Genomic DNA, 24,619 nt, shown 5'->3' with positions numbered 1-24,619 from the left:
AGATAATGGACCTGAGTTTATTTCAAACGCGCTTGAGGTTTGGGCAGAAGAACATGGCATTAAGTTAGATTTTATTAAGCCAGGGAAACCGACGCAGAATGCGTATATTGAACGATTTAATCGGACTTATCGAAATGAAGTATTAGACTGTTATTTGTTCAATAGCTTGACTGAAGTTAGGGAAATCACAGATAGTTGGATTGAAGAATATAATTATGATCGGCCACATGAATCACTGAACGATCTACCGCCCAAGATGTATGAGCGATTAAATGAGGAAAACTCTCTTAAAATATGATCTATATAAGGGATGGTTACACTTATAGTACTGTGCATGATTACTTTTCTGTTGCGAAAGCAAAAGGTATTAAGTTATTCGCCATTACCGATCATGGGCCAGATATGGCAGATGCGCCCCACTTTTGGCATTTTGTGAATATGCGTGTGTTACCTAGAGTCGTCGATGGTGTTGGCATGCTCCGCGGTATTGAAGCCAATATAAAAAATGAACAAGGCGAAATTGATTTTTTTGGTGATTATTTAACACAGTTGGATATTGTGTTGGCTGGTTTTCATGAACCCGTTTTTGCTCCATCAACTAAAGAAACACATACGAATGCATTAATCAACTGTATTGAAAGCGGTAATGTCGACATTATTACTCACCCTGGTAATCCTGCTTACCCAATTGACATTATCAGGGTTGCCACTGCAGCGGCTAAACATAATGTCGCTCTTGAAATAAATAATTCATCTTTTTTGACCTCACGAAAAGGCAGTCTGTGTAACTGTACTGATATTGCTAATGCTGTAAAAGACGCTGGCGGCCTGCTTGTTATGGGATCCGATTCTCATGTTGCTTTTAGTTTAGGTGGGTTTGAAAAAGCCATTGAGGTCATTGATGCTGTTGAGTTTCCAATAGAACGTTTACTCAATCGTAGCCCAGAAGCCTTATTGTCATTTTTAAAAACCAGAGGCCATACAACATTAGATGAATATGCGGTATTAACCGAATAGATAACACGTTTATATCTTGTATTTAGTGCTACTTAGCATGACGGTATTGTGCATCCTCGCTAGCTGATAATACATTTCAATGGTAAAAGACAAATAGATGTAGATAAAAAATCCCATTTAAATCACTCAATTTAAATGGGATACGTTTATTTTTGTCTGGATAAATTAACGTTTATTGATCCAAAAAATGCTTGTTTACGGCTTCGGCCATTAACTTAGGTGGAATTAACCCTTGTTTTAGCACAAAATTATTAAATGCTAACCGATCAAACTTATCTCCAAGGGCAATTTCCACTTCAGCTCTAATCTCAAGCAATCTGGTTAATCCATAGAAGTAACTGCCAGCCTGACCAGGCATTCTCATGGTGTATCTATCCACTTCTTGTTTCACTGCTGCTTCTGAAAACACCACGTCATTACGTAATAATGAATATGCCTTCTCTTTTGTTGTAAGACCTAAGTTAAGCATTGGGTCTAACATTGCGCGAGCATTACGTAATAAACGGTGCTGGAGTGCAATAAGCTGCGCTTCGATAGGTAAATAAGGTAGCATTTCAGCTTCGGCATACAATGCCCATCCTTCAACATTAACACTGTTAAATGCGTAATATACACGAGCTAGCGACACCCCCTGCTCTAACATGACTGAAAATTGCAACTCATGGCCAGGTCGACCTTCATGAGCACTTAATGTATAAGCCACAGCGTTAAAGTTAAAATCATCATATGCTGCATCACCCGTTAATGCAGGGTTACCTGTTGTTAATACAAATTGCCCCTGCTCACCAGTATTACCAATAAACGGTGGTGGCAACATATGGGGTGCTGGACTGCCAGCTGCTTCTGCTTCAGTGGCAAGTCGCATAACCATGTCTCGCTCAGGTAAATTAACCACTTTTTGCTGCGTAATTAACGCTTCGAGTTTCTTATTAATGGCTCGATAGTGATCTTCGATTTTATCGTTGCCTAAAGCATCTTTTTTTAATGCTTTGATGACATCGCGATAATCATTTGATGGTAAATTGAATTTTTTTGCCACCAATGGTGCAAGCGCTTGCATATTAGCTTTAGTTATCATGTAGCTTGCTTTCGCACGCTCAATTAGTAACTCAGGTTCAATATCTATGCCTACCGTTTTTAATTTTAACGCATAAATGTCAGAGGGTAATCGAAAATCGTCACGGGAATGAGGGATAACGGTATTGACTGCCCACTGACGGTAATCTTCGATTTGCTGTGTTAACAGCAACATATTGTCATCGGCTCGAGAGAATTCATTTTTGTCAAATAATTGCTGTAAACCGGTAATGAGTGTATCGATCCTTGCTAGCGCTTGGCTAACTTCGGTCTTTGTTGGGCCAATGAGTTGTTTATTGGTTAAGGCTGATTCAAATAAGTATTTTGCTTGTTCGGTAAGGGCCGGTTGCCCCGCTTTACCAACATAACAAGCAAGACGTGAAATGGCTGCCTGTTTACGCACACTAGGCATTTGTTCATCTAATAATGCCGATACACCTCTAAATACAACTAATGGCACATCAACCCAAGGTAACATGTATTTATCTTGTAAATTACTGGTGGCAATGGTCTGATCTATGTTGTCGATAATGATATTAAGGTCTTGCCGAACAGGTAATAAACTTTCTGTTTCCAATGCTTTTAACAATTTTTTCTTACTTGTTTCAAGAGTATGAATATATTTTTTTTGTTGCGCTTGAGTCACACTGCTGCATTGGTTATCAGTTTCAGTTATTCCAATTGAACTCGCCAATTCAGGTTGAAATTGACTCGTTAGCTGTATTTGTTCATTCGTATATCGATTACTGACATCAACCCAAGAACTGGCTGATGATGTTAACGGAAGTAACGTTAGCAATGACATCACTGAAGTGAGTAGTCTACCCGACATCGGCTTAATCCCTTTTTAGTATGGTGAAATGAAGACCCAATATCACTATACCTGAATTAAGCTCATATTTACCACGCCCCCTTTACTTAGCGATAACTCTACTGCCTTTAAAAATAATACATCTATTGTTTCAGTTGTTTAATTAACATCATCTGATAATGATGATGTTACAGAATGTAAATTAGTTGCTATTTACCAACTGAAACTCAACTTCAATAGTGTGATCAAGCTTAGTTTTCTGTACTTGTAGCGATGTTTTTTGAATAATTATCGTTACAATCAAATTAAATGGGATGAATAGACCTTATAAACCATTTTAGATAAATGCTTGCAACTGTGTATGGCTATGCTAAACAAGGTGGAGTTATACGGTGTTATTAATATGAGATAGCACAGTAGAGTGATACTTTGTTTTGTATCATGCAGAGTCATTAGCTTGAACTATTTTTTATACGAATAAATGATAAACCGTGATAAATTTAATTCGTAATCAGCCAATAATATGGAGCAAGAATATGAGAATAAGTGCTAGAAACAAGATGCAAGGGACTGTCAAAACAATCCAAACCGGCTCAGTAAATTCCGAAGTATTGATTGAGTTATCTGGTGGAGAATTGATTGTATCCATTATCACTAACGAGGCGGTACAGTCGCTTGAGCTAAAAGTGGGTTCTACGGCATATGCAATCGTAAAAGCATCAAACGTGATGCTTGGTGTTGATGATTAAATTTGTTTGTTAATTAGGTCACCCCAAGAAAATTATTTATCGGCTCGAATTACATTTGTAAATAAGAGTCTGTAGATAATTTTTTTTTGCTCAAATTTGCCTCTACGGAAGATCTTTACCATAACAGATACAAAAAACCGTAACGTATTAGGTTACGGTTTTTACTGTATGAATAGCTAGACTATTTCGTTAAAAAGAAAAGTCATCACTGCTTAATGCCATCATTGAATCGACGCCATTTTGAATACATGCGGCGTGACCTTTTGCTCTTGGTAACATACGTTGAACATAAAACTGAGCTGTTTTGATTTTTGCTTCATAAAAAGCCGATTCTGTTGTGCCTTCGGCTAACTTATCTTGGGCAACCTTCGCCATTTTGGCCCAGAAAAACGCTAACGTGACGTAGCCAGCAAACATGAGGTAGTCAACAGATGCACCACCAATTTCATCAGGATTCTTCATCGCTTTACCACCGATAAGGACAGTCAGTTCATGCCACTCTTTTGCGTAAGCCATTATGGGTTTAATAAACTCTGCCATTGCAGGGTTTTCCATGTTTTGTTGGCAAAATACGGTAACGTCTTTAGAGAAAGGCTTTAACACTTCGCCTTGAGTACCAATAATTTTACGGGCCAATAAATCTAATGCCTGAATACCGGTAGTGCCTTCATATAAGCAACTAATTTTGGTATCGCGCATTAACTGTTCCATGCCCCACTCTTTAATAAAACCATGGCCACCGAAGATCTGTACACCATGACTGGTACATTCAAAACCTAATTCAGACAGAAACGCTTTTGCAATCGGTGTTAACAATGCGAGCTTGGTTTCTGCATCGGCTTTTATTGCTTCGTCTTTTTCTGCATGACCAATATCGACTAACTGGGCAAGATAAGAAATTAACGCACGACCACCTTCAGCAATAGACTTTTGGGTTAACAACATTCTACGTACATCAGGGTGAACAATGATGGGATCCGCTGGGCCGTTAGGGTTTTTAACACCACTGATTGAACGCATTTGTAAACGATCTTTTGCGTACGCTAATGCACCTTGGAATGATGCTTCTGCTGCGGCAACACCTTCACTAGCCACGCCAATTCGGGCAGCATTCATAAAGGTAAACATGCATTTAAGGCCACGGTTAGGCTCACCAATTAGATGACCTTTTGCACCGTCAAAATTAATCACACATGTTGCGTTACCATTAATGCCCATTTTGTGTTCAATAGACCCGCAACTCACACCATTTCTATCAGAAATTGTGCCATCGTCATTCACATTAAACTTAGGAACGATAAATAACGAGATGCCTTTATTACCTTCTGGCGAACCAGGAATACGGGCAATAACAATGTGAACAATGTTATCTGACAAATCGTGCTCACCTGCCGAAATAAAGATTTTAGTGCCCGTGAGAGAATAACTGCCATCCTCATTTAGCTCAGCCTTAGTACGAAGCATGCCTAAATCTGTACCACAATGGGGTTCAGTTAAACACATTGTGCCTGTCCACTTACCTTCGACAAGATTTGGCATAAACTGTTGCTTTTGAGATTCAGTGCCATGGGCTTCAATCGTTGCTAATGCGCCATGGCTAAGGCCTGGGTACATTGCAAAACTATGGTTCGCACTAGAAAATAACTCAGCAATACTAATATTGAGTGAATGAGGTAATCCTTGCCCCCCAAATTCCTCTGACTGAGATAATGTCGGCCAACCACCTTCAACATATTTATCATAGGCGTCTTTAAAACCATCAGGGGTGGTTACAACACCATCATTCCATGTACATCCTTGCTGATCGCCAATTCTATTTAGAGGGGCAACAACTTCTTCAGTCAATTTTGCGGCTTCTGCAATAATGGCGTCTACCATGTCAATACTGGCATCTTGGTAACCCAAACGCTCATAGTGGCCCTCACAACCAAGTAATTCTTGCATAACAAACTTAACATCACGAATGGGGGCTTTGTATTCAGGCATTGTGGTTCTCCAAAAAATCTCTGTGTAATAGTGTTGATTGATTATTTAGCTATTTATCCGTAAAAATAATCTTCTGTATGATTGATGCTAAATTAACTACACGTATTATCCAAATGCATATTAATCATAGGTAGATATTCATAAAATGAATAGTTAAGACTGTTGATAATCCTATTACTCACCTTTTTAGTGCTAAAGTCAACTTTGCATTGAGACATAAGCAAGCGTGAAGAAGTTTGATAAAAATAAAAAATGCGAGCGAGATCACAGCATTATTCTTTATATGAATAGTAGCGCATTAAAACAATTGATTTGTTTAATTTTAAAACACCCCCTAGCATGATTTGACAGTTAATTGTTCACTATAAGTGGTAGTTACTTTGTTTCAGGATTGATTTTCGTGATTGAAAAACGAATGCTGAAGATTCCCCTTGATGTTATTGAATAAAACTGATTTTACAAGGTTGTAAATTTATAAGTTACCAATAAGAGCGCTTAAGCGTTATGCATATTGTATGTAATTCAATGTATTGGCAGCTTATTTGATAACGAATTAGTCATTACCTGGGGATATAAATGAATAATAAAAAATCACAAGTATTTAAACATTCAGTACTTGCATTTGCTGTGATGGGGGTACTGAGCTCTTCGGCTTACGCTGAGGATGAAGTCAAGAACATTAAACAAAAGAATGAAGACGACATGGAAAGAATTGTCGTAACGGCATCAAAACGTTCTAAAGGATTGCAAGAATCACCTGTTGCTGTCACCGTTGTTAGCAGCAAGGCTATAGAACAAGCTAAAGTTATGGATATAAATGATCTACAAACTTTAGTCCCTACTCTTCGAGTTACTCCACTTCAACGTTCAACAAACACCAACTTTTCAATTCGTGGTTTTGGTAATGGAACGAACAATACCGGCATTGAACCTTCAGTAGGTGTATTTATTGATGGTGTTTATCGCTCACGCGCAGCAGCTCAAATTGGCGACTTACCAAGACTACAACAAATAGAAGTATTAAGTGGTCCGCAAAGTACCTTGTTTGGTAAAAATGCTTCAGCTGGTGTCATAAGCATTAGCACTCGTGAACCTGCATATTACCAAGAGGCTAAAATTGAAGCTGGTGTCGGTAATTTTAATCAAAAAGTGATGAAAGGCTATTACACCAATGGCATAACGGATAACGTAGCATTCAGCCTGTCTGGCGGATTTAACACCCGTGATGGTTATACCGAAAGTGTTGTCGGATTAAACGATGTAAATGATCGCGACCGTTGGAACGTTCGAGGCCAAGCATTGTATGAACCAACTGAAGACATTAAACTTCGCTTAATTGCTGACTATAGTAAGATTCAGGAAGCATGTTGTACCGTCGAAAACTCAATCAATGGCCCAACTACCGCGGCTGTGAGAGCTTTAGGTGGCGTTGATATTGATGAATCGGATTCATTCGTATATCAATCTGCACTTAACTCCGACCCAGAAAACAATGTCAAAGACAGCGGTGTTTCTTTGCAATTAGACGTGGACTTTGAAGGGTATTCATTTACCTCAATAAGTGCTGTTCGAACAAATGATTCAGATTTTATGAATGATGTCGATTACACCTCATTAGATATTTTGAGTGAAGGTGGCTACACCGATATTGACACTATGACCCAAGAGTTTCGTTTAACCTCTACTGGTGAACAAACACTTGAGTGGATGTTTGGCGCATACATTTTCCATGAAGAAGTCACCACTGGTGATACTTTATATTACGGTAATGACATCAGAAACTACTTTGATGTATTAATGGCCGCGGGTGGTGCACCTGGTTTACTCGGTGGTATTGAAGGTGTGTATGGTTTAGACCAAGGCACCTTTTTCTCGGGCGACACAGCTGTGAGCTCTGAATTTGAGCAAGAGAATGATGCTTACTCTTTATTTGCTAGCTTCGATTATCATATAACGGATCAGTTAACTGCCATTTTTGGTGTCAGTTATACCAACGACCAAAAAGAAGTCACTATTTCACAAAGCCATAATGACGTGCTGTCTGCATTAGATTTAGACACTGTACCAACAGTGTATAATGTACCTATTGGCAGTATCCCAACACTGGCACCAGCCATCCCGGTAATAAAAAGCTTACAGTTTTTACCCGAAATGTTGGGCCTGCCAAATGCTGTTGAGAAAAACAAATCCGATGACAGTAAAACAACATGGTCGTTACGTGTATCTTACGAAATTAATGAAAACGTAAATATTTTCGCAACGGCTGCAACAGGCTTTAAAGCAACATCTTGGAATTTATCTCGTTATTCTAGTCCATTTGCATCGGATCAATCAGCATTAGAAACAGCTGGCTTGGCGCTACCTAATCAAGTCTACGGTGGCCGTTATGCATCACCTGAAGAAGCGATGGTGTATGAAATTGGTATCAAAACCCAATTTGAAAATGGTTCATTTAATGCGACATTCTTCGACCAAACCATTGAAGGATTCCAATCGTCTATCTTTATTGGCACAGGTTATGTTCTTGCCAACGCAGGTAAGCAAAGTACCCAAGGTCTAGAGTTCGATTCTAACTATCATCTTACTGATGACTTAACGTTTACATTAGCTGGCACCTTCCTTGACCCTGTTTACGATTCATTTGTAGGCGCGTCAGGTCTAAATGGTCCAGTTGATTTATCGGGTGAAAAACCTGCAGGTATTCATGAAACCAGTATCACAGCCGGTATTGTGTATAACTTTGAAGTGTTTAATGGCGCAGACGGTTATGTTCGTACCGATTACCTTTACGAAAGTGAAGTCAAGCTGGCGGAAAACACCCCTGAATCATTAACGCGTGAAGTTAATACTTTCAATGCAAGTACAGGATTGGCATTTGATAATGGCCTAAGTTTACAGCTTTGGGTGCGAAATTTAACCAACGATGAGCATTTGCTTTCGGCTTTCCCACCACCAATTCAAGCGGGTAGCTTCAATGGTTATCCAAACCAACCTCGTACCTTTGGAGCCAATATTTCGTATCAGTTTTAAATCGTAACAATGTCTGTGGTGACAGTACTATTGATCTGCTGTCACTGCAGGCCCTTTTATTAACCTAACAATCAAACAACTGATTTATAGATAACTATAAATCGACTTTCATAAAACAATAAGAGTCTTCAGTATGTCTATTGAATCGATATTGCAAAACCGTGCTTCAGTTCGTGCCTTTCTTGATAAGCCAGTCGATCAGGATACCTTAGCGACAATTTTTGCTAATGCACAACTTTCTCCTTCAAATTGCAATGTACAACCATGGCAGGCTTGTGTGGTATCTGGTGCCACAAAAGATAAATTAAAAGCCAAATTTATGGAAACCCTAATGAGTGGTGCGACACCCAATCCTGATTTTAATTGGTTGCCGCAATATCAAGGGGTTCATCGTGAACGTCAATTCGGTTCAGCTAATGCGCTCTATAGCTCAATCGGCGTTGCCAGAGAAGACAAGAAAGCACGACAAATGGCAATGGTCCGTAATTGGCAATTTTTTGATGCACCACATGCTGTGTTTTTCACTATGGATAAATATTTAGACATCATGGGGGCGGTTGACTTAGGCATTTATGCACAAACACTGTCACTCATCATGGCAGAACATGGCATATCTAACTGTATGCAAGGTGCACTTGGACAATTTCCTGATCCAGTAAAAGAGATCTTAAACCTTCCCGGTGAGCGTGGCATTTTGTTTGGTATGTCATTTGGTTATGCCGATGAGAATGCTGCAGTAAACAACACCCGAACTGACCGTGAAGCAGTAGACAATGCTGTGGCATTTTTCAGTTAACATCGTAGATAATGAGATTGAATATGGCGCTAGAGCATAAAAATATTTTAGTGGATGATGTCAATATTCATTATGTTGAATCTGGGGTATCGGCTGATCAACAGGTGCCACAACAAACCATCATTTTTTTGCATGGATTTCCTGAGTATTGGGGCACATGGTCAGCCCAATTGCGCTTTTTTTCGGATCAATATCGTGTTATTGCACCTGATTTACCCGGTTACAACTTAAGCGATAAACCCCTTGATGTGAGTTTTTATGCCGTCCCCAATTTAATTGCCTTTATGGCAAAATTTATTGGCGCTACTAGCCCTGCCCAGCCAGTTATTTTAGTGGCCCATGATTGGGGTGGTGCTATTGCCTGGCCATTAGCGGCTTTTCACTCACCACTCATTAGTAAGCTGATTATTCTTAATGCTGCCCACCCAAGCACATTTACTCGAGAGATGATTAACAACCCACTTCAGCGCAAAAAAAGTGCTTACATTCATCAATTAATTAGTTCAAGCGGTGAATCATTATTATCAAAAGATAACTATCACTACCTGAGCGAAGAAATCATGGTCAGCACACAACCAAGTGTGTTTACAGACGACGTAAAAGCACAATATCGTAAAGTGTGGAACCAACAAGGCGCCATAAATGGCATGTTGCAGTACTACCGTGCCATGCCACAACTCGCAGCAAGTCAATCACAAAACAATCACCACACAGTAAACACGGTACCATCTAATGAGCATGACTCCACTACCCCGAGTCCAGTGAAAGATACCTCTGAAATAAAAATCCCCAATATTCGGGTTAATGTTCCAACACTAGTGCTATGGGGCGAACAAGACCTCGCCTTCGTTAATGCAAACCTCGATAACATCCAACACTATGTGCCTAATTGCACCATAAAACGTTTTCAAGACACCAGCCATTGGCTACAACATGAACGACCCGATGAGGTAAATATTGCCATCAATAATTTCCTGATTAAACAACAAAATTAACCAGTTATCAGCCGATTAGCTAGTGTCATTCTGTAGCTAATGAACTGAATTACCGAAAAAACTAACAATAAAGGTATTTCATGACGACCCAAGACTCCCAAACTAATAAGGCGCTTGTATTTGAAGTTGCCAAAAACGACTTACATAACACTCGTGTGGTTGAATTGAACATAGCCACACCGCTGGAAGAAAATGAAGTCTTACTGCGTATTAATAAGTTTGCCCTTACAGCAAATAATATTAGTTATGGTATTAGCGGTGATGCGCTTGGTTATTGGCGATTTTTTCCATCTCAAGATGTGGCAGAACAAGCGCTGTGGGGCAGATTACCTGTTATGGGATTTGCTGATGTGATTTCATCAAATAATGAACACATAAAAGTGGGTGAAAGAGTGTGGGGCTTTATGCCAATGGCAACACACTTAAAAATCGTTGCGGGTAACATTTCTAAAACCGGTTTTTCCGATATAAGCCCTTGTCGTGATGGTTTATCTCCTGTGTATAACAAATTTGATCGTGTTGCTGAAAACCCCTTTTATCAACAACAAAATGAAGACTATGACATTTTACTGCGAGGATTATTTACAACATCTTGGTTAGTTGAAGACTTCATGTATGACAACCAACACTTTGGGGCTGAGCAATACTTAATCACTAGCGCCTCAAGTAAAACCAGTATCGCGCTAGCCTTCACCATTAAACAACGTGGCGAGCGCTCTGCTATTGGTATTACCTCTCATAAAAACAAAGATTTTGTTAAATCATTAGGTTGTTATGACAAGGTGATTAGTTATGAGGAAATAACCACACAAGATCCTAATATTCAGTCAATTTTGGTTGATATGGCAGGCGGTAAAACGACACTAACCACTATTCACCATCACTTTGCTAAACAACTTAATTATTCTTGTCGCATTGGTGCAACACAACACAACGATATAGATATTAATAACACTATGAATATATTCGGATTACCCGGTGCAACGCCAACGTTCTTTTTTGCTCCAACACAATTAAAAAAACGCAGTGTAGACTGGGGAATAGGTGAAACAATGAAACAACTGAGTCTATCGTTACTCGGTTATATCGAGTTTTGTCGTTCAAATATCACTATTGCCCACACCGACGATATCAACCAGCTTAATGACATCTACCAAAAAGTGTTAACGGGCACAGCCGATGCCACTGTGGGTCAAATCATTAGCTTATAAGACTAAAACGGACGTTATTGACCTTGTAAAGGTCTTCTCTACATGAGGTTGTTATGGAAAATATTGAATTAGTGACATTTGTTAATACGCAAGTCATCCCAGTGTGCATATTCTTAATTATGATGGGTATGGGCTTGTCGCTGGTTATTGATGATTTTAAACGCGTAATTAAATACCCTAAAGCTGTTGCCATTGGGCTAACCAATCAATTGCTTTTACTGCCTATTATTGGTTTTACGTTGGCCAGTATAATGCCACTTGAGCCAGAATATGCCGTTGGTGTTATGTTGTTAGTGCTTTGCCCTGGTGGCACCACATCTAATATGTTTTCTCATTTAGCGAAAGCCGATGTAGCGCTGTCTGTCACGATGACTGCAGTGGCAAGTTTAATCACCGTATTTACCATTCCTGTTGTGCTGAATTACTCATTGGTTCACTTTATGGGACAAGGAAATGAATTTCAGTTACCTATTATTCCGACTATGATCAGTTTAATGAAGCTAACAATTGTGCCTATTGCATTTGGTATGGTGATTAGACGATTTGCACCCAAAATTGCAGAAAGCACCCAAGTTCATGTGTCTCGTTTTGGAATATTATTTCTCACTTTATTGATTATCTTTCTCACCTACATTCAGCAGGATATTGTGATCCCAGCACTGATTGCTGCTGGTCCAGTTTCAATTATTTTAAATATCTCGACCATGTTACTTGGTTATTATTCGAGTAAATGGTTTGGACTCAATGTTGCTCAAAGAACATCTATCACCATTGAGGTCGGCCTGCAAAACAGTACATTATCCATGTTTATGGCACTGACACTGTTAGCAAATTATAAAATGTCATTCACGCCAGCAATTTACACCTTAACAATGTTATTTACGGCAGGTATTTTAGTCGGTATGTTGAACTCAAAGTATTGGAAAACAAAACATCTAAAAACCAATAATAACAACGAAACAATAACTCACTCTTAGGTGCAAAATGCAATTAATCAACGTAGTAATTGACGACAATATACACATCATCAGCCTCAACAATGGCAAAGTAAACGCAATTTCACCGGAGGTGATAGAGCAAATTAATCACGCATTAGACAACGCCGAACAGCAAGGCGCTGTAGTAATACTCACCGGTCAAGCAGGCATTTTTTCGGGTGGCTTTGACCTTAAGACCATGAAGCACAGCTCTGAGGCCGCCATCGCTCTAGTGACAGCGGGGTCAACCCTAGCCAGAAGAATGCTAGCATTCCCAACCCCCATTATAGGTGTATGCACTGGTCACGCCATTGCCAAAGGTGCATTTTTAATGCTGAGCTGTGATTATCGTATTGGCTGTGCAGGTGACTTTAAAATTGGTTTAAATGAAGTTGCTATCGGCATGACAATGCACCAAGCAGGGATTGAAATTGCGCGTAATCGGATCCCGCAACATTATTTAACTCGCGCGGTGATTAACGCCGAGCTATTTTCACCAGAAACGGCTGTACTTGCTGGCTTTATTGACCAAGTAGTTGAACCCGATCAACTGATGAGTACCGCCCTTATAGTGGCTAAAAACATGCAAACATTGAATATGAAAGCACATCATGGCACCAAACTAAAAGAACGTCATTCAATACTCGCATCACTCGATGCTGCCATAAAACTCGATGCGCAAATCAAATTCAATTTTTAAGGACAATGCAATGACATCACAACAACATTACAACACACTCACTGTCGATGTTAACGATAACGTTGCTCACATCATTCTAAATCGCCCAGATGAGCTGAATTCAATGAATGTGGACTTTTGGCATGAGTTTCCAAATGTGATTAATGACATCAATCACCAAGCCAACGCTCGTGCTATTGTTATTTCCTCTACAGGCAAACACTTCAGTGCCGGAATGGACTTAGCCGTTTTCAGCGCAAACGATACCAAAGACAATATTGAATTAGGCCGCAAACACGAACAACTTCGTCGCTTAGTTCTCAGACTACAAGACTGCTTTTCTGTTTTAGAAACAGCCAGAATGCCTGTGTTGATGGCAATCCAAGGTGGTTGTATTGGTGGAGCGGTCGACATGGTCACTGCGGCAGATTGCCGTTATTGCACCAGCGATGCATTTTTTAGCATTGAAGAGACAAAACTTGGCATGACAGCCGACGTTGGTACGCTACAGCGATTACCAAAATTAATATCAATTGGGCTGGTAAAAGAATTAGCCTACACAGGCCGAAGAATGCCCGCAGCAGAAGCCAAACAAGCCGGTTTAGTTAATCATGTGTATGACGACCAAGAATCAATGATCACAGCCGTATTAGCCATTGCCAAAGAAATCGCGGCACGATCCCCTCTGGCTGTGACAGGCTGTAAAGAAATGATCAACTATGCACGTGACCATAGTGTTGCAGATAGCCTCAATTATATGTCTGTATGGCAAAGTGGCATGTTCCAGCCACAGAACGATATGATGGAAATCTTTAAAGCCAAGGCGCAAAAACGTGCACCTGAATTTGAAGCATTAACCCCAATTGATCCAACGAAAATTTTCTAAGTATTTGGATAAACCAGCGTCATTTGTTATTTGAGTGAAATAATTTAATGGCAAATGGCGCGTAAACCATTTAGAGACACTATGACAAAACCATTAATCAACTTAGTCCACGCTAATGGCTTTCCTGCAGGAAGCTATAAGACTTTTTTACATCAATTTAATGCCGATTTCCGAACCGTAGCACATGATCAATTTGGTCATAATGCGATGTATCCTATACATAGCAACTGGCAACATTTAGTGACTGAGTTAATTGAATTTATTAAAAAACAAGATGAAAAAGTCATTTGTATAGGCCATTCGTTTGGTGGCGTAATTTCATTTGTTGCGGCGTGCCAACATCCTGAGTTATTTCGTGGTTTAGTCATGTTAGACCCACCAGTTGTCACAGGTGCCTACTCGCATTTACTCAGCTTTATTAAACGCACCCCCTACATTGATAAACTTTCTCCAGCAGGAAAAGCCAAAACACGCCAACAACATTGGCCAGAAAAAACAAACTTGGTTGATTATTTTTCACAAAAAGCATTATTCAAAAACTTCGATCCTCGTTGCCTCCAAGACTACGCAACATCTGGTGTAATACAGCGAGACAAACGTTTGGAATTAACCTTTTCTCCAGCCGTCGAAGCCGATATCTTTAGGCACTTACCAACAAACCTTTCTCAATATAAAAACAAATTAAAGGTGCCAGCAAAACTGATTTATGGTGAGAATACCAATATATTCCCCATTAAATACTTTACTCGCTTTGCTAAATTGAACGATATAGAGTTAATTAAGCTACCTAAAGGTGGCCATATGTTCCCGCTAGAGCAGCCGGAAAATACCGCTACTATGGTAAAAAGTATCATTAAAGAATGGTAAGGCAACATTGATCTCATCAAACAACATAAGAGGCACTGCATATGATAAGGCAAACGGTTTTGTTATCAGCCCTACTCTTGGGCTTAAGTACCTCTTACCCATCCTTTTCTCTACCTTTACATAAAATCAAATTGCCAGCTGGTTTTACCATTGAAACCTATGCCGAAAATATTGAAAATGCACGTCAGATGGCCCAGGGAGATAATGGGACTGTTTTTGTTGGTAGCCGTAAAGCGGGTAATGTTTATGCGCTTATAGACAGTGATAATGACTTTAAAGCCGACAAAAAAATTGTTATTGCGACAGATTTGTTTATGCCATCCGGACTTGCTTACCATAACGGCAGCCTATATGTCGCTGAAGTGGATAAAATCTGGCGTTATCCTAACATTGAAACGTCTCTACCTGATATCCCGAAACCAGAATTGGTGTATAACAAACTGCCGAATAAATCACATCATGGGTGGAAATTTATCACTTTTGGGCCGGATGGGAAGCTGTATATTCCAGTGGGCGCTCCTTGTAATGTTTGCGAAAGTGAACTGCCTTTTGCCACGATTTTACAAATGGATATCGCTACCAAACAAGTCAGCATAATCGCCGAAGGTGTGCGCAACAGCGTCGGGTTTGATTTTCATCCACAAACAAACGAGTTATGGTTTACCGATAATGGCCGCGACATGATGGGCGATGATTTACCCGATGATGAGCTTAATCGAGTCAGTCAAACAGGCCAACACTTTGGTTTTCCATATATTCATAACACGGATATTGCCGATCCAGATTTTACTAACCCCAAAATAGCCAAACTCAACACGCCTCCTGTATTAGCCTTAGGTGCTCATGTTGCTGCATTAGGTATGGAGTTTTATCAAGGAACACAATTTCCAGCGGCATATCACGATAACATTTTGATTGCGCAACACGGTTCTTGGAATCGCTCTAACAAAGTTGGTTATCGCATTATGCAAGTTGTGCTTAACGGCAACACCGTTAGCGCCTATAAACCTTTTGCCACCGGCTGGCTTGGTGGTGAGGAAAGCTGGGGCAGACCTGTAGATGTCATGACCTTGACCGACGGTTCGATACTCGTATCAGACGATTTTGCCAATGCGATTTACCGTATCAACTACATAAAACCATAGACTGGTTAGGGCCTGTTGATCTTTCAAGGTTGTTTTGGCAGCGAATTGTTCGGCTAAAAACGTTTTACTCTTTGTTGAGTCCTCTTCGTTAAGTAAAAGTAGCTTAGATTGCTAGGCAGCAATTCGCTCGCCTCGATTAACACGTTTTTATCTCGAACAAAACTTAACCAGCAAAGATCAACAGGCCCTAATTATTCAAAACTGCTTTGAATAACCACACTATTGAGGATGCCTGACTAACTGAATTTGCTCCGCAATAAGCTTTGCCCATGCTGTATAAACTGCTGGGCCAGGGTGAAAACCATCGTTGGCCATCACTTGCCCCATATATTCAAGCATTGTTATATCCTGAGCCGGTTTCTCTAAAGGCAGATTAATCAACTTAACATTAAGTTGTGAACCTAGTTGTTGATCTAACATAAATAACAATTTATGCATTTTTTGATTAAATTGATTAGCCCGTTGCCCTAAGGCCCAGCGTAATGGATTGGGTAATGCAGGAAATAAACCCAAGGGTGGTATGGCTGTCACTAAGATGAGTTTGGGGCGATAACGCTCAGTTAACAATGTCAGTAACTCGGTTTGTTGGGCTAACCAATGATGACAACTTACTGACGAAGTGATGTCATTTACCCCAAGCGATGTAATGATAACATCAAAATGATCTTGACCTAAGATTGGATGTGACGATGTAATATGTTGATTTAACGACGTAAGCGTACTGGCTGTCGTAGCACCTGTTTTGGCAAACAAACCATAATTAACATCATTTTGCGGACGTAAATACTGGATAAGCTGTCCCAACAATGCGTGTTTTTGATGAGTAACGCCAACACCGGCAGCAGCAGAATCACCGAGTATCAGTAGACTCAAATCAGCATTAGTTGCCGTTTTACCTACACGATCGCCTTGTGGTTCAGGTAATTTTGGCGTAGTGCGTCTAACCTTAAGCCCCTGAAACACTAGTAACGGGGCTAATATGAGTGATACTCCCTGATACAGCACTGTTCATCCTTTATATTTTGAAACCATTTGATCATTTACGCTTAAATGTGAACTCAACGATTATCTGCAATAAATGTAACCACAACCTTGGCTAAGTTTTCACCCTTTTCTTCTTGTAAAAAATGGCCTGCATTAGTAATGGTGGTATGCTTTTGCCCTTTTGACCCAGGAATTAATTTTTGCATCAACTTATCGCCGCCAGCGGTTATTGGGTCTGAGTCACTAAATGCTGTCAAAAACGGCTTTTGCCACTGAGATAACACTTTCCACGCGGCACGATTTTTTTCAGCTGCAGGATCATCAGGCGTAATAGGCACTAATAACGGAAATTGCCGAGCGCCTTCTTTGTAACTTTCATCTGGAAATGGAGCATCATAGGCAGCGATAACCTCAGCAGATAAATCTTCCACAGAAGCGCGGTTGATGATGTTGCCAATTTGGAATTGCTCTACGTCTTGAGAATATTTCTGCCAATTTTTAAAGGCTTCTCCAGGGTCATAATCACCAGTGAGTAACATAGTGTTGGCAGCAACAATACGAGCATAGCGGTTAGTATCTTCTGCGGCTAAACGTAATCCAATTAATCCCCCCCAATCTTGACACACTAATGTAATGTTGCTGAGATCGAGTTGTAAAACCAATGATGTCATCCAATCAACATGACGTTGATAAGTATAATCAGAACGTTTACTTGGTTTATCCGAACGTCCAAAGCCCACCAAGTCAGGGGCAATTACTCGATGACCCGCTTGAACAAGAATAGGGATCATCTTGCGATAAAGAAAACTCCATGAAGGTTCACCGTGCAATAATAATATAGGTTCTGCACCTTTAGGGCCTTCATCAAGATAATGCACACGTAACTCACCGCCTTCACTATCGTCGACCATTAAATAGTTAGCAGAAAAATCGTAACCAGCCAAATGAGCAAAACAGCTATCATCGGTACGTAAAAATTCCATACACGTTCACATCCTTTTATTGTTGTTCTATCAATAATTATTGTTATTAGGATCGGTAGACCTTTGCTGCAAAAGCAGCCTTGAAAGGTCAACAGCCCCTAACATTAACAATGGATAGATGGATTAAATCGACACCCTGTTCACGTATTCATATCGTAAACTTGGCTATTATTTTACTCATTCAATATCTCGTGCATGAAGGCCAAAATACTGTTTAATTAACTGTTATTTATTAACTAAGATCTTTAATGGCACGACCTATTCCATCAACGGTTAACGGATACATTTTATCATTCACCAGTTGCTGAATAATTGAAATTGAATGGTGAATTTGCCATTGGCTTTCCGGTTGTGGGTTAAGCCATGCTACTTTGTTAAAATGCCCTAAAAGCCGGTTCATATACTCGATACCCGGTCTTTCATTCCAATGCTCAACGCTGCCACCTTTTGCGATGATTTCGTAAGGCCCCATGGTTGCATCACCGACGAAAATGACTTTATAGTCGGCACCAAATGTTCTGATGACTTCTTCTAAATCAATGACTTTATCAAAGCGTCGGTGATTATCTTGCCAAACTTTGTCGTACACACAATTATGAAAATAAAAAAACTTTAAGTGTTTAAACTCGCTGTGCGCCGCTGAAAAAAGTTCTTCACAAGTGTGAATATAATCATCCATAGAACCACCAATATCAAAAAACATCAGCACTTTTACGGCATTGTGACGCTCAGGTTCCATGTGCACATCTAGCATGCCACCATTTTGTGCTGTTGAGCGAATAGTGGTATTAATATCCAGCTTTTCACTGGCCCCTGTACGGGCAAATTTTCTGAGTTTTTTAAGTGCCAACTTAATATTTCGGGTACCAAGTTCACGGTCTTGATCGAAGTTTTTAAACTCACGTTTATCCCATACTTTCACCGCACTGTTATTGCGGTTTTTATCTTGGCCAACTCTGATCCCTTCAGGGTTATAGCCATAAGCGCCAAATGGAGAAGTACCGCCAGTGCCAACCCACTTGTTCCCGCCCGCATGACGTTTTTTCTGTTCTTCAAGGCGTTCTTTTAACGCCTTCATTAACTCTTCTAAGCCGCCTAACGATTTAAGTTTATCTTTTTCTTCTTGAGACAGATGTTTTTCAAACTCCTTTCTTAACCAGTCTTCAGGTAAGATTTGATCAAAAATATCAATACTCTCTATGCCTTTAAAATACTCCGCAAAAGCGTTGTCGAATTTGTCATAGTGAATTTCATCTTTAACCATGACAATTTTGGCTAGGTGATAAAAATCTTCTACATTGGCAAAAACCACCCCGGTTTTTAATACCGCAATTAGGTCTAATAGCTCACGTAAGCTACAAGGCACTTTATGCTTTTTTAGGGTAAGAAAAAAATCAATAAACACTATGTTATTACCTGTTTCTGCGGCTCATAAAGGCAAGCTTTTCAATTAAAGAAACGTCTTGTTCGTTTTTAAGTAATGCTCCAAACAAGGGAATAATATCTGATTGCTTATCGAGCAATGTATCTTGAGAAATGTCATCCGATATCAGCAGTTTGAGCCAGTCGATTAATTCAGATGTAGATGGTTTTTTCTTAATACCATTTACCTCGCGTAAATCGAAAAAAACCTCCAAGGCCTGCTGTAACAAATCTTGCTTAACATTCGGGTGGTGAACATCAATAATTTTTGCCATTTCATCTTTTGTTGGAAATTTAATGTAATGGAAAAAACAACGTCTTAAGAAAGCATCTGGCAACTCCTTTTCATTGTTAGAGGTAATGATAATAATGGGACGTTGCTTAGCTTTAATGACTTGTTGAGTTTCATAAACATAAAACTCCATTTTATCGAGCTCTTGCAGTAAATCGTTAGGAAACTCGATGTCTGCTTTGTCTATTTCATCAATTAATAAAATAGGTCTTTGCTCTTCTTCAAACGCTTGCCACAACTTACCTTTCACGATGTAGTTACCAATGTCGTGCACGCGCTCATCACCTAACTGGCTATCACGTAGACGTGAAACCGCGTCATATTCATATAAGCCTTGTTGTGCCTTGGTCGTCGACTTAATATGCCATTGATACAATTTACAATTAAGCGAGCGAGCGAGCTCTTCAGCTAATTGGGTTTTACCGGTTCCTGGTTCACCTTTAATTAATAACGGTTTTTCTAAGGCAATGGCGGCATTAACCGCTAATGTAAGCTCGTTTGAGGCAATGTAATTATCTGTACTTTTAAACATGGTCAACCTTTTCATTTATATCACTTTGTCGTAACAAAGCGTTGATTATATGTACATATATCATTAATAAACTGGCTTAGTCTCTACACAAGACAACAGCCAGTATTAAGCCACTTTGATGCTAACAGGAGTACCATTAAATGCTGCGTTTCCTGTTAATACATCGACTCTATTTGCATCGGTTAATTCATTCATGCTCACGCCAGGCTGTAAAGCTGCAACCGACATGTTTGTGCCTTGTTGATTATGCCCCCACCCTTGAGGCATAGTGACAACACCTTGCTGAATATCGTCAGTAATCATGACTTCAATTTCTATTTCACCAACCGCCGAACTCACCTTAACAAGTTGGCCTTGTTTAACCCCGAGGTGTTTCGCATCTTCAGAATGCACCTCTAATGTACAAGGATTTTTCCCCTTCGTTAGCCGAGCTGAATTTTGTGTCCAGGTATTATGGCTTTTAACTAACCTGCGGCTGATTAAATCAAACGGGTAGTCTGTAGACCTTACTGATTGAGTCATCACTTCATTTAACCGAGGTAAGTCATCAATATAAACTTGAGGGAATAAGTCGACCTTCCCAGTGGCAGTTTTTATGCGTTGTTCAATACAAGGCATTAGTGGACCAATATCAATACCGTGAGGATTATCGATTAATTTTTGTAAGCTCATGCCTTGTTCGCCATAAGGACCATTTTTTAATTCCATATCGAGCATAATTTCTGGGGTAATGTTATGCATAGGGTCGTCAGCAGGAATATTGAGCATTCTTGCAGAAATTTCTTTAAGAATTTGCCAGTCACTGCGTTGATCTGGATCTTTTTCAAATAACGGTGGCGAATATTTAACCGTGTTTCTCACAGAGAATGAATTAAAGAAGATATCGTAATGTGAGTTCTCGACCCCCGTGGTACCCGGCAAAATAATATCGGCATATTTTGTGGTTTCATTTAAGTAAATATCAACCGACACCATGTAGTCTAAATCAGCAAAAGCTTGCGCTAATTTATGACCACTAGGCGCAGACAGTACAGGATTACCCGCAATAGTTATTAAGCTCTTAATTTGTCCTTCACCAGGAGTTTGTATCTCCTCTGCTAAGGTGGCCACGGGGAATTCACCATTAAAAAATGGTAGGCCTCTAACTCGTGATTTATGTTGGCCAAATGAAGTTTTATGCCCACTTTTATGGTTTCGTAAAAGATCAAAAGCAGGTTGTGGAAACATCGCCCCACCAGGACGGTCAAAGTTGCCGGTAATAATGTTGAGCACATTGGTTAACCATAAACATATGCCACCAAACGTTTGCGTTGACGCGCCCATACGGCTATAGCAAACAGCAGACTCTGCCGCAGTCATGTCATTTGCCAAGGTACGTATCGTTAATGCTTCAATACCCACAAATTTCGCCACCGTTTCAGGTGAATACGCTTTGGCAAGGTTTGCAACCTCATCAAGCCCTTCTACTCTGTGTTCTAAATGGCGTAAATTCACCTTGTTACTGGCAAAAACACAGTGGATTAACGCAAGCAGTAATAAGGCATCTTTTTCAGGACGAATAAAAATATGTTGGTCGGCAATTTTAGCGGTACGGGTTTTACGTGGGTCAACCACGACAATTTTACCGCCACATTTTTGAATCGCCTTGATCCGCCCTATCACATTCGGCGCCGTCATCATGCTACCATTTGAGACAACGGGATTACCTCCAATAATCAACATAAAATCAGTTCGATCAATATCAGGTACAGGGATTAACATGCCTGCACCAAACATAAAATTAGACGCGACATGATGTGGTAGTTGGTCTGCAGACGCTGAACTAAATCGGTTTATGGTGCCAAGTGACTTCATAAATGGTTTAAGCACTAACGCATTACCTAAGCTATGGGCATTAGGATTTCCTAAATATACTGCCAATGCATTTTTGCCATGTTGTTGTTGAATCGCTTTAAATTTACCAGTTATTTCGCTAAATGCATCATCCCAACTAATTGCCTCCCAACCTGATTTAGTGCGTTTAATCGGCGTTTTTAAGCGGTCTTTATCTGTATAAAAATCTTCTAACGCCAGAGCCTTAGGGCAATTATAACCTTGACTAAATGGATCTAATTGATCGCCTTTAATCGACAAAATTTGTTTATCTTTATAACTAATTTCCAAGCCACACATGGCTTCGCAAATATTGCAGTTTCGATAATGGGTGTTAATCTCGCTCATATTGGTAACCTGACTTGGAATAATGAAAAGAAATTGTCGCTGTTAAAATAGGTCTTCAAACCATTTTTTTATGCCGCCAATAACGACCATCGACTTAAGCTTAAACAGTGCTAAGGTGTCACCGTCTTCGAGTTCTGGTTCACCGCAACGCGGATCTGAACGTTGAAGCGCCCCAGTCATACTGTGATCAATCGCAATGGGTTCACAGCCATGATCTGATTCGCAAATAAAATCCCATTTTTCTCGAGCCGGCAAATGACACGTAAAACAATTGCCCCCGAAACGATTATTAACATCAACAAAACCACGTTTGGAAATAGTAGAACCTTGCTCACTCACCTCTAATTCAAAAAACTCCCAGTCTCCCGTCGCGGGAAAAGTACCCGCGTCACGTTTTACCATCACTTCTGTCGGTACAAGTTGTACAACAGACCCCGCGGGGTAAATAGCCCCTTCCGGCGCGTTTGCTGCCGCTAATGTTGCATCGACATTGCCAAGGACATTATCAACATAGAAATGGCGAACTGGGGTCATGTCTCTGATACAATTGAAACTTTTTTCATCAATAGTGACAGCATTGGTTGCTGCATGTATTGAAAATGCGCTGATACTTATCATCAACGAGCTAATAGCAGTCGTTAATATTTTTGTTGGCATATTCATGTTTAATTCCATTTAACGAGTCAAATCACTTGAAGTAGCTTCATACCATTGAGGTCGGTTATGCATAAAACAACCTCAATTTAATGAATAAAGCATTATCAAAAATTCTTTGCCCTACTAACCTATTGCATTAGCACACAATAGGTTAGCGCTTAACGCAACGATGAGTGTGGGGTTACGCTTTGCAAACAAAAAATGACTCTGTTGATAATTGATAAGCTTGATATTGCGACTTACCTTTATCCACTATATATCGTACTAAGGTTAAATTAAGTCATTGAAATATATTGATTATAATTTAACGATTAACTTACCTTTATTGTCGCCAGTAAAAAATAAATTTAATCCGGTGATGGCCGACTCAAGCCCATTTAGCACATGCGCACGATGTTTAATCTGACCTTTCATGACATACGGTGTTAATTTTTCTAATAAGGCAGGAACATCACCAAAATGATCTGGCATTGTAAAACCTTGAATAGTTAGACGCTTTTTAATTACTTGGATCCAGTTTGGGCCTAAATCAGGCACGGCTTTTGGGTAATCAGCAATCATGCCACACACAACAACACGTCCATGAGCATTCATTTTTGCAACGACATGGTGCTGAATTGGACCACCAGTATTTTCAAAATACACGTCTACACCGTCGGGTGTCAGTTCTGCTAATTTTGCGGCTAAATCATCGGTTTTGTAATTGATTGCACCATCAAAACCCAGCTCATTAACTATCCAATCTGCTTTTTCTTGGCTGCCAACTACGCCTATCACTCGTAGACCATCAGCTTTGGCGAGCTGACCAACGATAGACCCTACCGAACCCGCAGCACCAGAGACAACAATGGTTTCACCTTTTTTTGGCTTTCCAACCCCATAAAGGCCTTGGGTTGCCGTTAAACCAGGTAATGCAAATACTGACAAAATGGCTTCATCAGGCAAAGGGGCAGTGACTTTATTTAATCCAGTACCATTACTGAGAAAATACTCTTGCCAGCCCATCATGCCCATTACGCGATCACCAACCTTAAAATCTGGGTGATGACTTTCTACAATTTCACCAATACCAGAACTGCGCATCACCTCTCCGAGTGCAACAGGCGGAATATAACTTTCTGTATCAGCGCTCATCCAACCAAACATGGCAGGGTCAAGTGACATGTGTTTCTGTTTCACTAAAAACTGGCCTTCACCGACCTTGGGCATTGGCTTTTCAACGACTTCAAATAATTCAGGACCAATTGGGCCAGCGGCTGGACGTGCGATTAAGTTGATTGCTGTATATGTGGTCATATTATTG

21 protein-coding genes are annotated in these 24,619 nt (G+C 40.0%); 12 read left to right on the top strand and 9 right to left on the bottom strand.

The window, feature by feature from the left end:
• Both ACWXWT_RS05755 and ACWXWT_RS05750 read left to right on the top strand, forming a co-directional pair.
• Positions 1-298, top strand: a 298-nt coding sequence (locus ACWXWT_RS05755) for a transposase (RefSeq protein ID WP_456040668.1), incomplete at its 5' end; no start/stop codon positions are given.
• Positions 295-1,017 (top strand): PHP domain-containing protein, encoded by a 723-nt coding sequence (locus tag ACWXWT_RS05750; protein WP_456040667.1) that lies wholly within the window; start codon positions 295-297, stop codon positions 1,015-1,017. The genes ACWXWT_RS05755 and ACWXWT_RS05750, both read left to right, overlap by 4 nt.
• A gap of 172 nt (positions 1,018-1,189) precedes the next feature.
• Here the strand turns inward: ACWXWT_RS05750 and ACWXWT_RS05745 are convergent, their stop codons facing one another.
• Positions 1,190-2,926 (bottom strand): DUF885 domain-containing protein, encoded by a 1,737-nt coding sequence (locus ACWXWT_RS05745; protein WP_456040666.1) that lies wholly within the window; start codon positions 2,924-2,926, stop codon positions 1,190-1,192.
• Between the two features lie 515 nt (positions 2,927-3,441).
• Here ACWXWT_RS05745 and ACWXWT_RS05740 point away from each other — a divergent pair.
• Positions 3,442-3,654 (top strand): TOBE domain-containing protein, encoded by a 213-nt coding sequence (locus tag ACWXWT_RS05740; RefSeq protein ID WP_456040665.1) that lies wholly within the window; start codon positions 3,442-3,444, stop codon positions 3,652-3,654.
• Positions 3,655-3,843: 189 nt separating this feature from the next.
• Here ACWXWT_RS05740 and ACWXWT_RS05735 read toward each other — a convergent pair whose 3' ends face one another.
• The gene (locus ACWXWT_RS05735; protein WP_456040664.1) at positions 3,844-5,640 is read right to left on the bottom strand and encodes an acyl-CoA dehydrogenase C-terminal domain-containing protein; all 1,797 of its coding nucleotides are present in this window, start codon (positions 5,638-5,640) and stop codon (positions 3,844-3,846) included.
• A gap of 576 nt (positions 5,641-6,216) precedes the next feature.
• Here ACWXWT_RS05735 and ACWXWT_RS05730 point away from each other — a divergent pair.
• From ACWXWT_RS05730 to ACWXWT_RS05690, 9 genes are all read left to right on the top strand, one after another.
• The gene (locus ACWXWT_RS05730) at positions 6,217-8,670 is read left to right on the top strand and encodes a TonB-dependent receptor (protein WP_456040663.1); all 2,454 of its coding nucleotides are present in this window, start codon (positions 6,217-6,219) and stop codon (positions 8,668-8,670) included.
• A gap of 133 nt (positions 8,671-8,803) precedes the next feature.
• Complete coding sequence (locus ACWXWT_RS05725; RefSeq protein ID WP_456040662.1) at positions 8,804-9,466, top strand: nitroreductase; 663 nt, start codon at positions 8,804-8,806, stop codon at positions 9,464-9,466.
• Positions 9,467-9,489: 23 nt separating this feature from the next.
• Positions 9,490-10,461: an alpha/beta fold hydrolase gene (locus ACWXWT_RS05720; protein WP_456040661.1), complete on the top strand. Its 972-nt coding sequence runs from the start codon at positions 9,490-9,492 to the stop codon at positions 10,459-10,461.
• Between the two features lie 80 nt (positions 10,462-10,541).
• Complete coding sequence (locus ACWXWT_RS05715) at positions 10,542-11,672, top strand: DUF2855 family protein (RefSeq protein WP_456040660.1); 1,131 nt, start codon at positions 10,542-10,544, stop codon at positions 11,670-11,672.
• Between the two features lie 53 nt (positions 11,673-11,725).
• Positions 11,726-12,649, top strand: coding sequence for a bile acid:sodium symporter family protein (locus tag ACWXWT_RS05710; RefSeq protein ID WP_456040659.1), 924 nt, complete (start codon positions 11,726-11,728; stop codon positions 12,647-12,649).
• Positions 12,650-12,656: 7 nt separating this feature from the next.
• Entirely contained in the window at positions 12,657-13,349 is a 693-nt protein-coding gene (locus tag ACWXWT_RS05705) for a crotonase/enoyl-CoA hydratase family protein (RefSeq protein WP_456040658.1), read from the top strand.
• A 10-nt stretch (positions 13,350-13,359) separates the two neighbouring features.
• The gene (locus tag ACWXWT_RS05700) at positions 13,360-14,214 is read left to right on the top strand and encodes a crotonase/enoyl-CoA hydratase family protein (protein WP_456040657.1); all 855 of its coding nucleotides are present in this window, start codon (positions 13,360-13,362) and stop codon (positions 14,212-14,214) included.
• Positions 14,215-14,295: 81 nt separating this feature from the next.
• Positions 14,296-15,081 carry an alpha/beta fold hydrolase gene (locus tag ACWXWT_RS05695; RefSeq protein ID WP_456040656.1) on the top strand — a complete coding sequence of 262 codons (786 nt, stop codon included), beginning with the start codon at positions 14,296-14,298 and terminating at the stop codon, positions 15,079-15,081.
• 41 nt (positions 15,082-15,122) lie between these two features.
• A complete protein-coding gene (locus ACWXWT_RS05690; protein ID WP_456040655.1) occupies positions 15,123-16,226 on the top strand; it encodes a PQQ-dependent sugar dehydrogenase in 1,104 nt (367 codons plus the stop codon).
• A 219-nt stretch (positions 16,227-16,445) separates the two neighbouring features.
• Here the strand turns inward: ACWXWT_RS05690 and ACWXWT_RS05685 are convergent, their stop codons facing one another.
• The 7 genes from ACWXWT_RS05685 to ACWXWT_RS05655 form a co-directional block, all read right to left on the bottom strand.
• The gene (locus ACWXWT_RS05685; protein ID WP_456040654.1) at positions 16,446-17,231 is read right to left on the bottom strand and encodes an SGNH/GDSL hydrolase family protein; all 786 of its coding nucleotides are present in this window, start codon (positions 17,229-17,231) and stop codon (positions 16,446-16,448) included.
• Positions 17,232-17,284: 53 nt separating this feature from the next.
• A complete protein-coding gene (locus ACWXWT_RS05680; protein WP_456040653.1) occupies positions 17,285-18,193 on the bottom strand; it encodes a haloalkane dehalogenase in 909 nt (302 codons plus the stop codon).
• Positions 18,194-18,425: 232 nt separating this feature from the next.
• On the bottom strand, positions 18,426-19,598 hold the full coding sequence (locus ACWXWT_RS05675) for a vWA domain-containing protein (RefSeq protein ID WP_456040652.1): 1,173 nt from the start codon (positions 19,596-19,598) through the stop codon (positions 18,426-18,428).
• A 7-nt stretch (positions 19,599-19,605) separates the two neighbouring features.
• Complete coding sequence (locus ACWXWT_RS05670) at positions 19,606-20,439, bottom strand: AAA family ATPase (protein WP_456040651.1); 834 nt, start codon at positions 20,437-20,439, stop codon at positions 19,606-19,608.
• A 105-nt stretch (positions 20,440-20,544) separates the two neighbouring features.
• A complete protein-coding gene (locus ACWXWT_RS05665; RefSeq protein WP_456040650.1) occupies positions 20,545-22,659 on the bottom strand; it encodes a molybdopterin-dependent oxidoreductase in 2,115 nt (704 codons plus the stop codon).
• 42 nt (positions 22,660-22,701) lie between these two features.
• A complete protein-coding gene (locus tag ACWXWT_RS05660; protein WP_456040649.1) occupies positions 22,702-23,322 on the bottom strand; it encodes a hypothetical protein in 621 nt (206 codons plus the stop codon).
• Between the two features lie 291 nt (positions 23,323-23,613).
• Positions 23,614-24,612 carry an NADP-dependent oxidoreductase gene (locus tag ACWXWT_RS05655; protein ID WP_456040648.1) on the bottom strand — a complete coding sequence of 333 codons (999 nt, stop codon included), beginning with the start codon at positions 24,610-24,612 and terminating at the stop codon, positions 23,614-23,616.
• Positions 24,613-24,619 lie beyond the last annotated feature (7 nt).

The sequence above is a fragment of the Shewanella sp. A22 genome (genome assembly GCF_053850585.1).
Note: the sequence above shows the minus strand (reverse complement) of the source record. Positions and strands in the feature narration are given on the sequence as shown.

Bases quoted from the DNA above. Each gene is read 5' to 3' on its own strand.
- ACWXWT_RS05750 (WP_456040667.1), top strand. From the start codon at position 295: ATGATCTATATAAGGGATGGTTACACTTATAGTACTGTGCATGATTAC.
- ACWXWT_RS05745 (WP_456040666.1), bottom strand. From the start codon at position 2,926: ATGTCGGGTAGACTACTCACTTCAGTGATGTCATTGCTAACGTTACTT.
- ACWXWT_RS05740 (WP_456040665.1), top strand. From the start codon at position 3,442: ATGAGAATAAGTGCTAGAAACAAGATGCAAGGGACTGTCAAAACAATC.
- ACWXWT_RS05735 (WP_456040664.1), bottom strand. From the start codon at position 5,640: ATGCCTGAATACAAAGCCCCCATTCGTGATGTTAAGTTTGTTATGCAA.
- ACWXWT_RS05730 (WP_456040663.1), top strand. From the start codon at position 6,217: ATGAATAATAAAAAATCACAAGTATTTAAACATTCAGTACTTGCATTT.
- ACWXWT_RS05725 (WP_456040662.1), top strand. From the start codon at position 8,804: ATGTCTATTGAATCGATATTGCAAAACCGTGCTTCAGTTCGTGCCTTT.
- ACWXWT_RS05720 (WP_456040661.1), top strand. From the start codon at position 9,490: ATGGCGCTAGAGCATAAAAATATTTTAGTGGATGATGTCAATATTCAT.
- ACWXWT_RS05715 (WP_456040660.1), top strand. From the start codon at position 10,542: ATGACGACCCAAGACTCCCAAACTAATAAGGCGCTTGTATTTGAAGTT.
- ACWXWT_RS05710 (WP_456040659.1), top strand. From the start codon at position 11,726: ATGGAAAATATTGAATTAGTGACATTTGTTAATACGCAAGTCATCCCA.
- ACWXWT_RS05705 (WP_456040658.1), top strand. From the start codon at position 12,657: ATGCAATTAATCAACGTAGTAATTGACGACAATATACACATCATCAGC.
- ACWXWT_RS05700 (WP_456040657.1), top strand. From the start codon at position 13,360: ATGACATCACAACAACATTACAACACACTCACTGTCGATGTTAACGAT.
- ACWXWT_RS05695 (WP_456040656.1), top strand. From the start codon at position 14,296: ATGACAAAACCATTAATCAACTTAGTCCACGCTAATGGCTTTCCTGCA.
- ACWXWT_RS05690 (WP_456040655.1), top strand. From the start codon at position 15,123: ATGATAAGGCAAACGGTTTTGTTATCAGCCCTACTCTTGGGCTTAAGT.
- ACWXWT_RS05680 (WP_456040653.1), bottom strand. From the start codon at position 18,193: ATGGAATTTTTACGTACCGATGATAGCTGTTTTGCTCATTTGGCTGGT.
- ACWXWT_RS05670 (WP_456040651.1), bottom strand. From the start codon at position 20,439: ATGTTTAAAAGTACAGATAATTACATTGCCTCAAACGAGCTTACATTA.
- ACWXWT_RS05665 (WP_456040650.1), bottom strand. From the start codon at position 22,659: ATGAGCGAGATTAACACCCATTATCGAAACTGCAATATTTGCGAAGCC.
- ACWXWT_RS05660 (WP_456040649.1), bottom strand. From the start codon at position 23,322: ATGAATATGCCAACAAAAATATTAACGACTGCTATTAGCTCGTTGATG.
- ACWXWT_RS05655 (WP_456040648.1), bottom strand. From the start codon at position 24,612: ATGACCACATATACAGCAATCAACTTAATCGCACGTCCAGCCGCTGGC.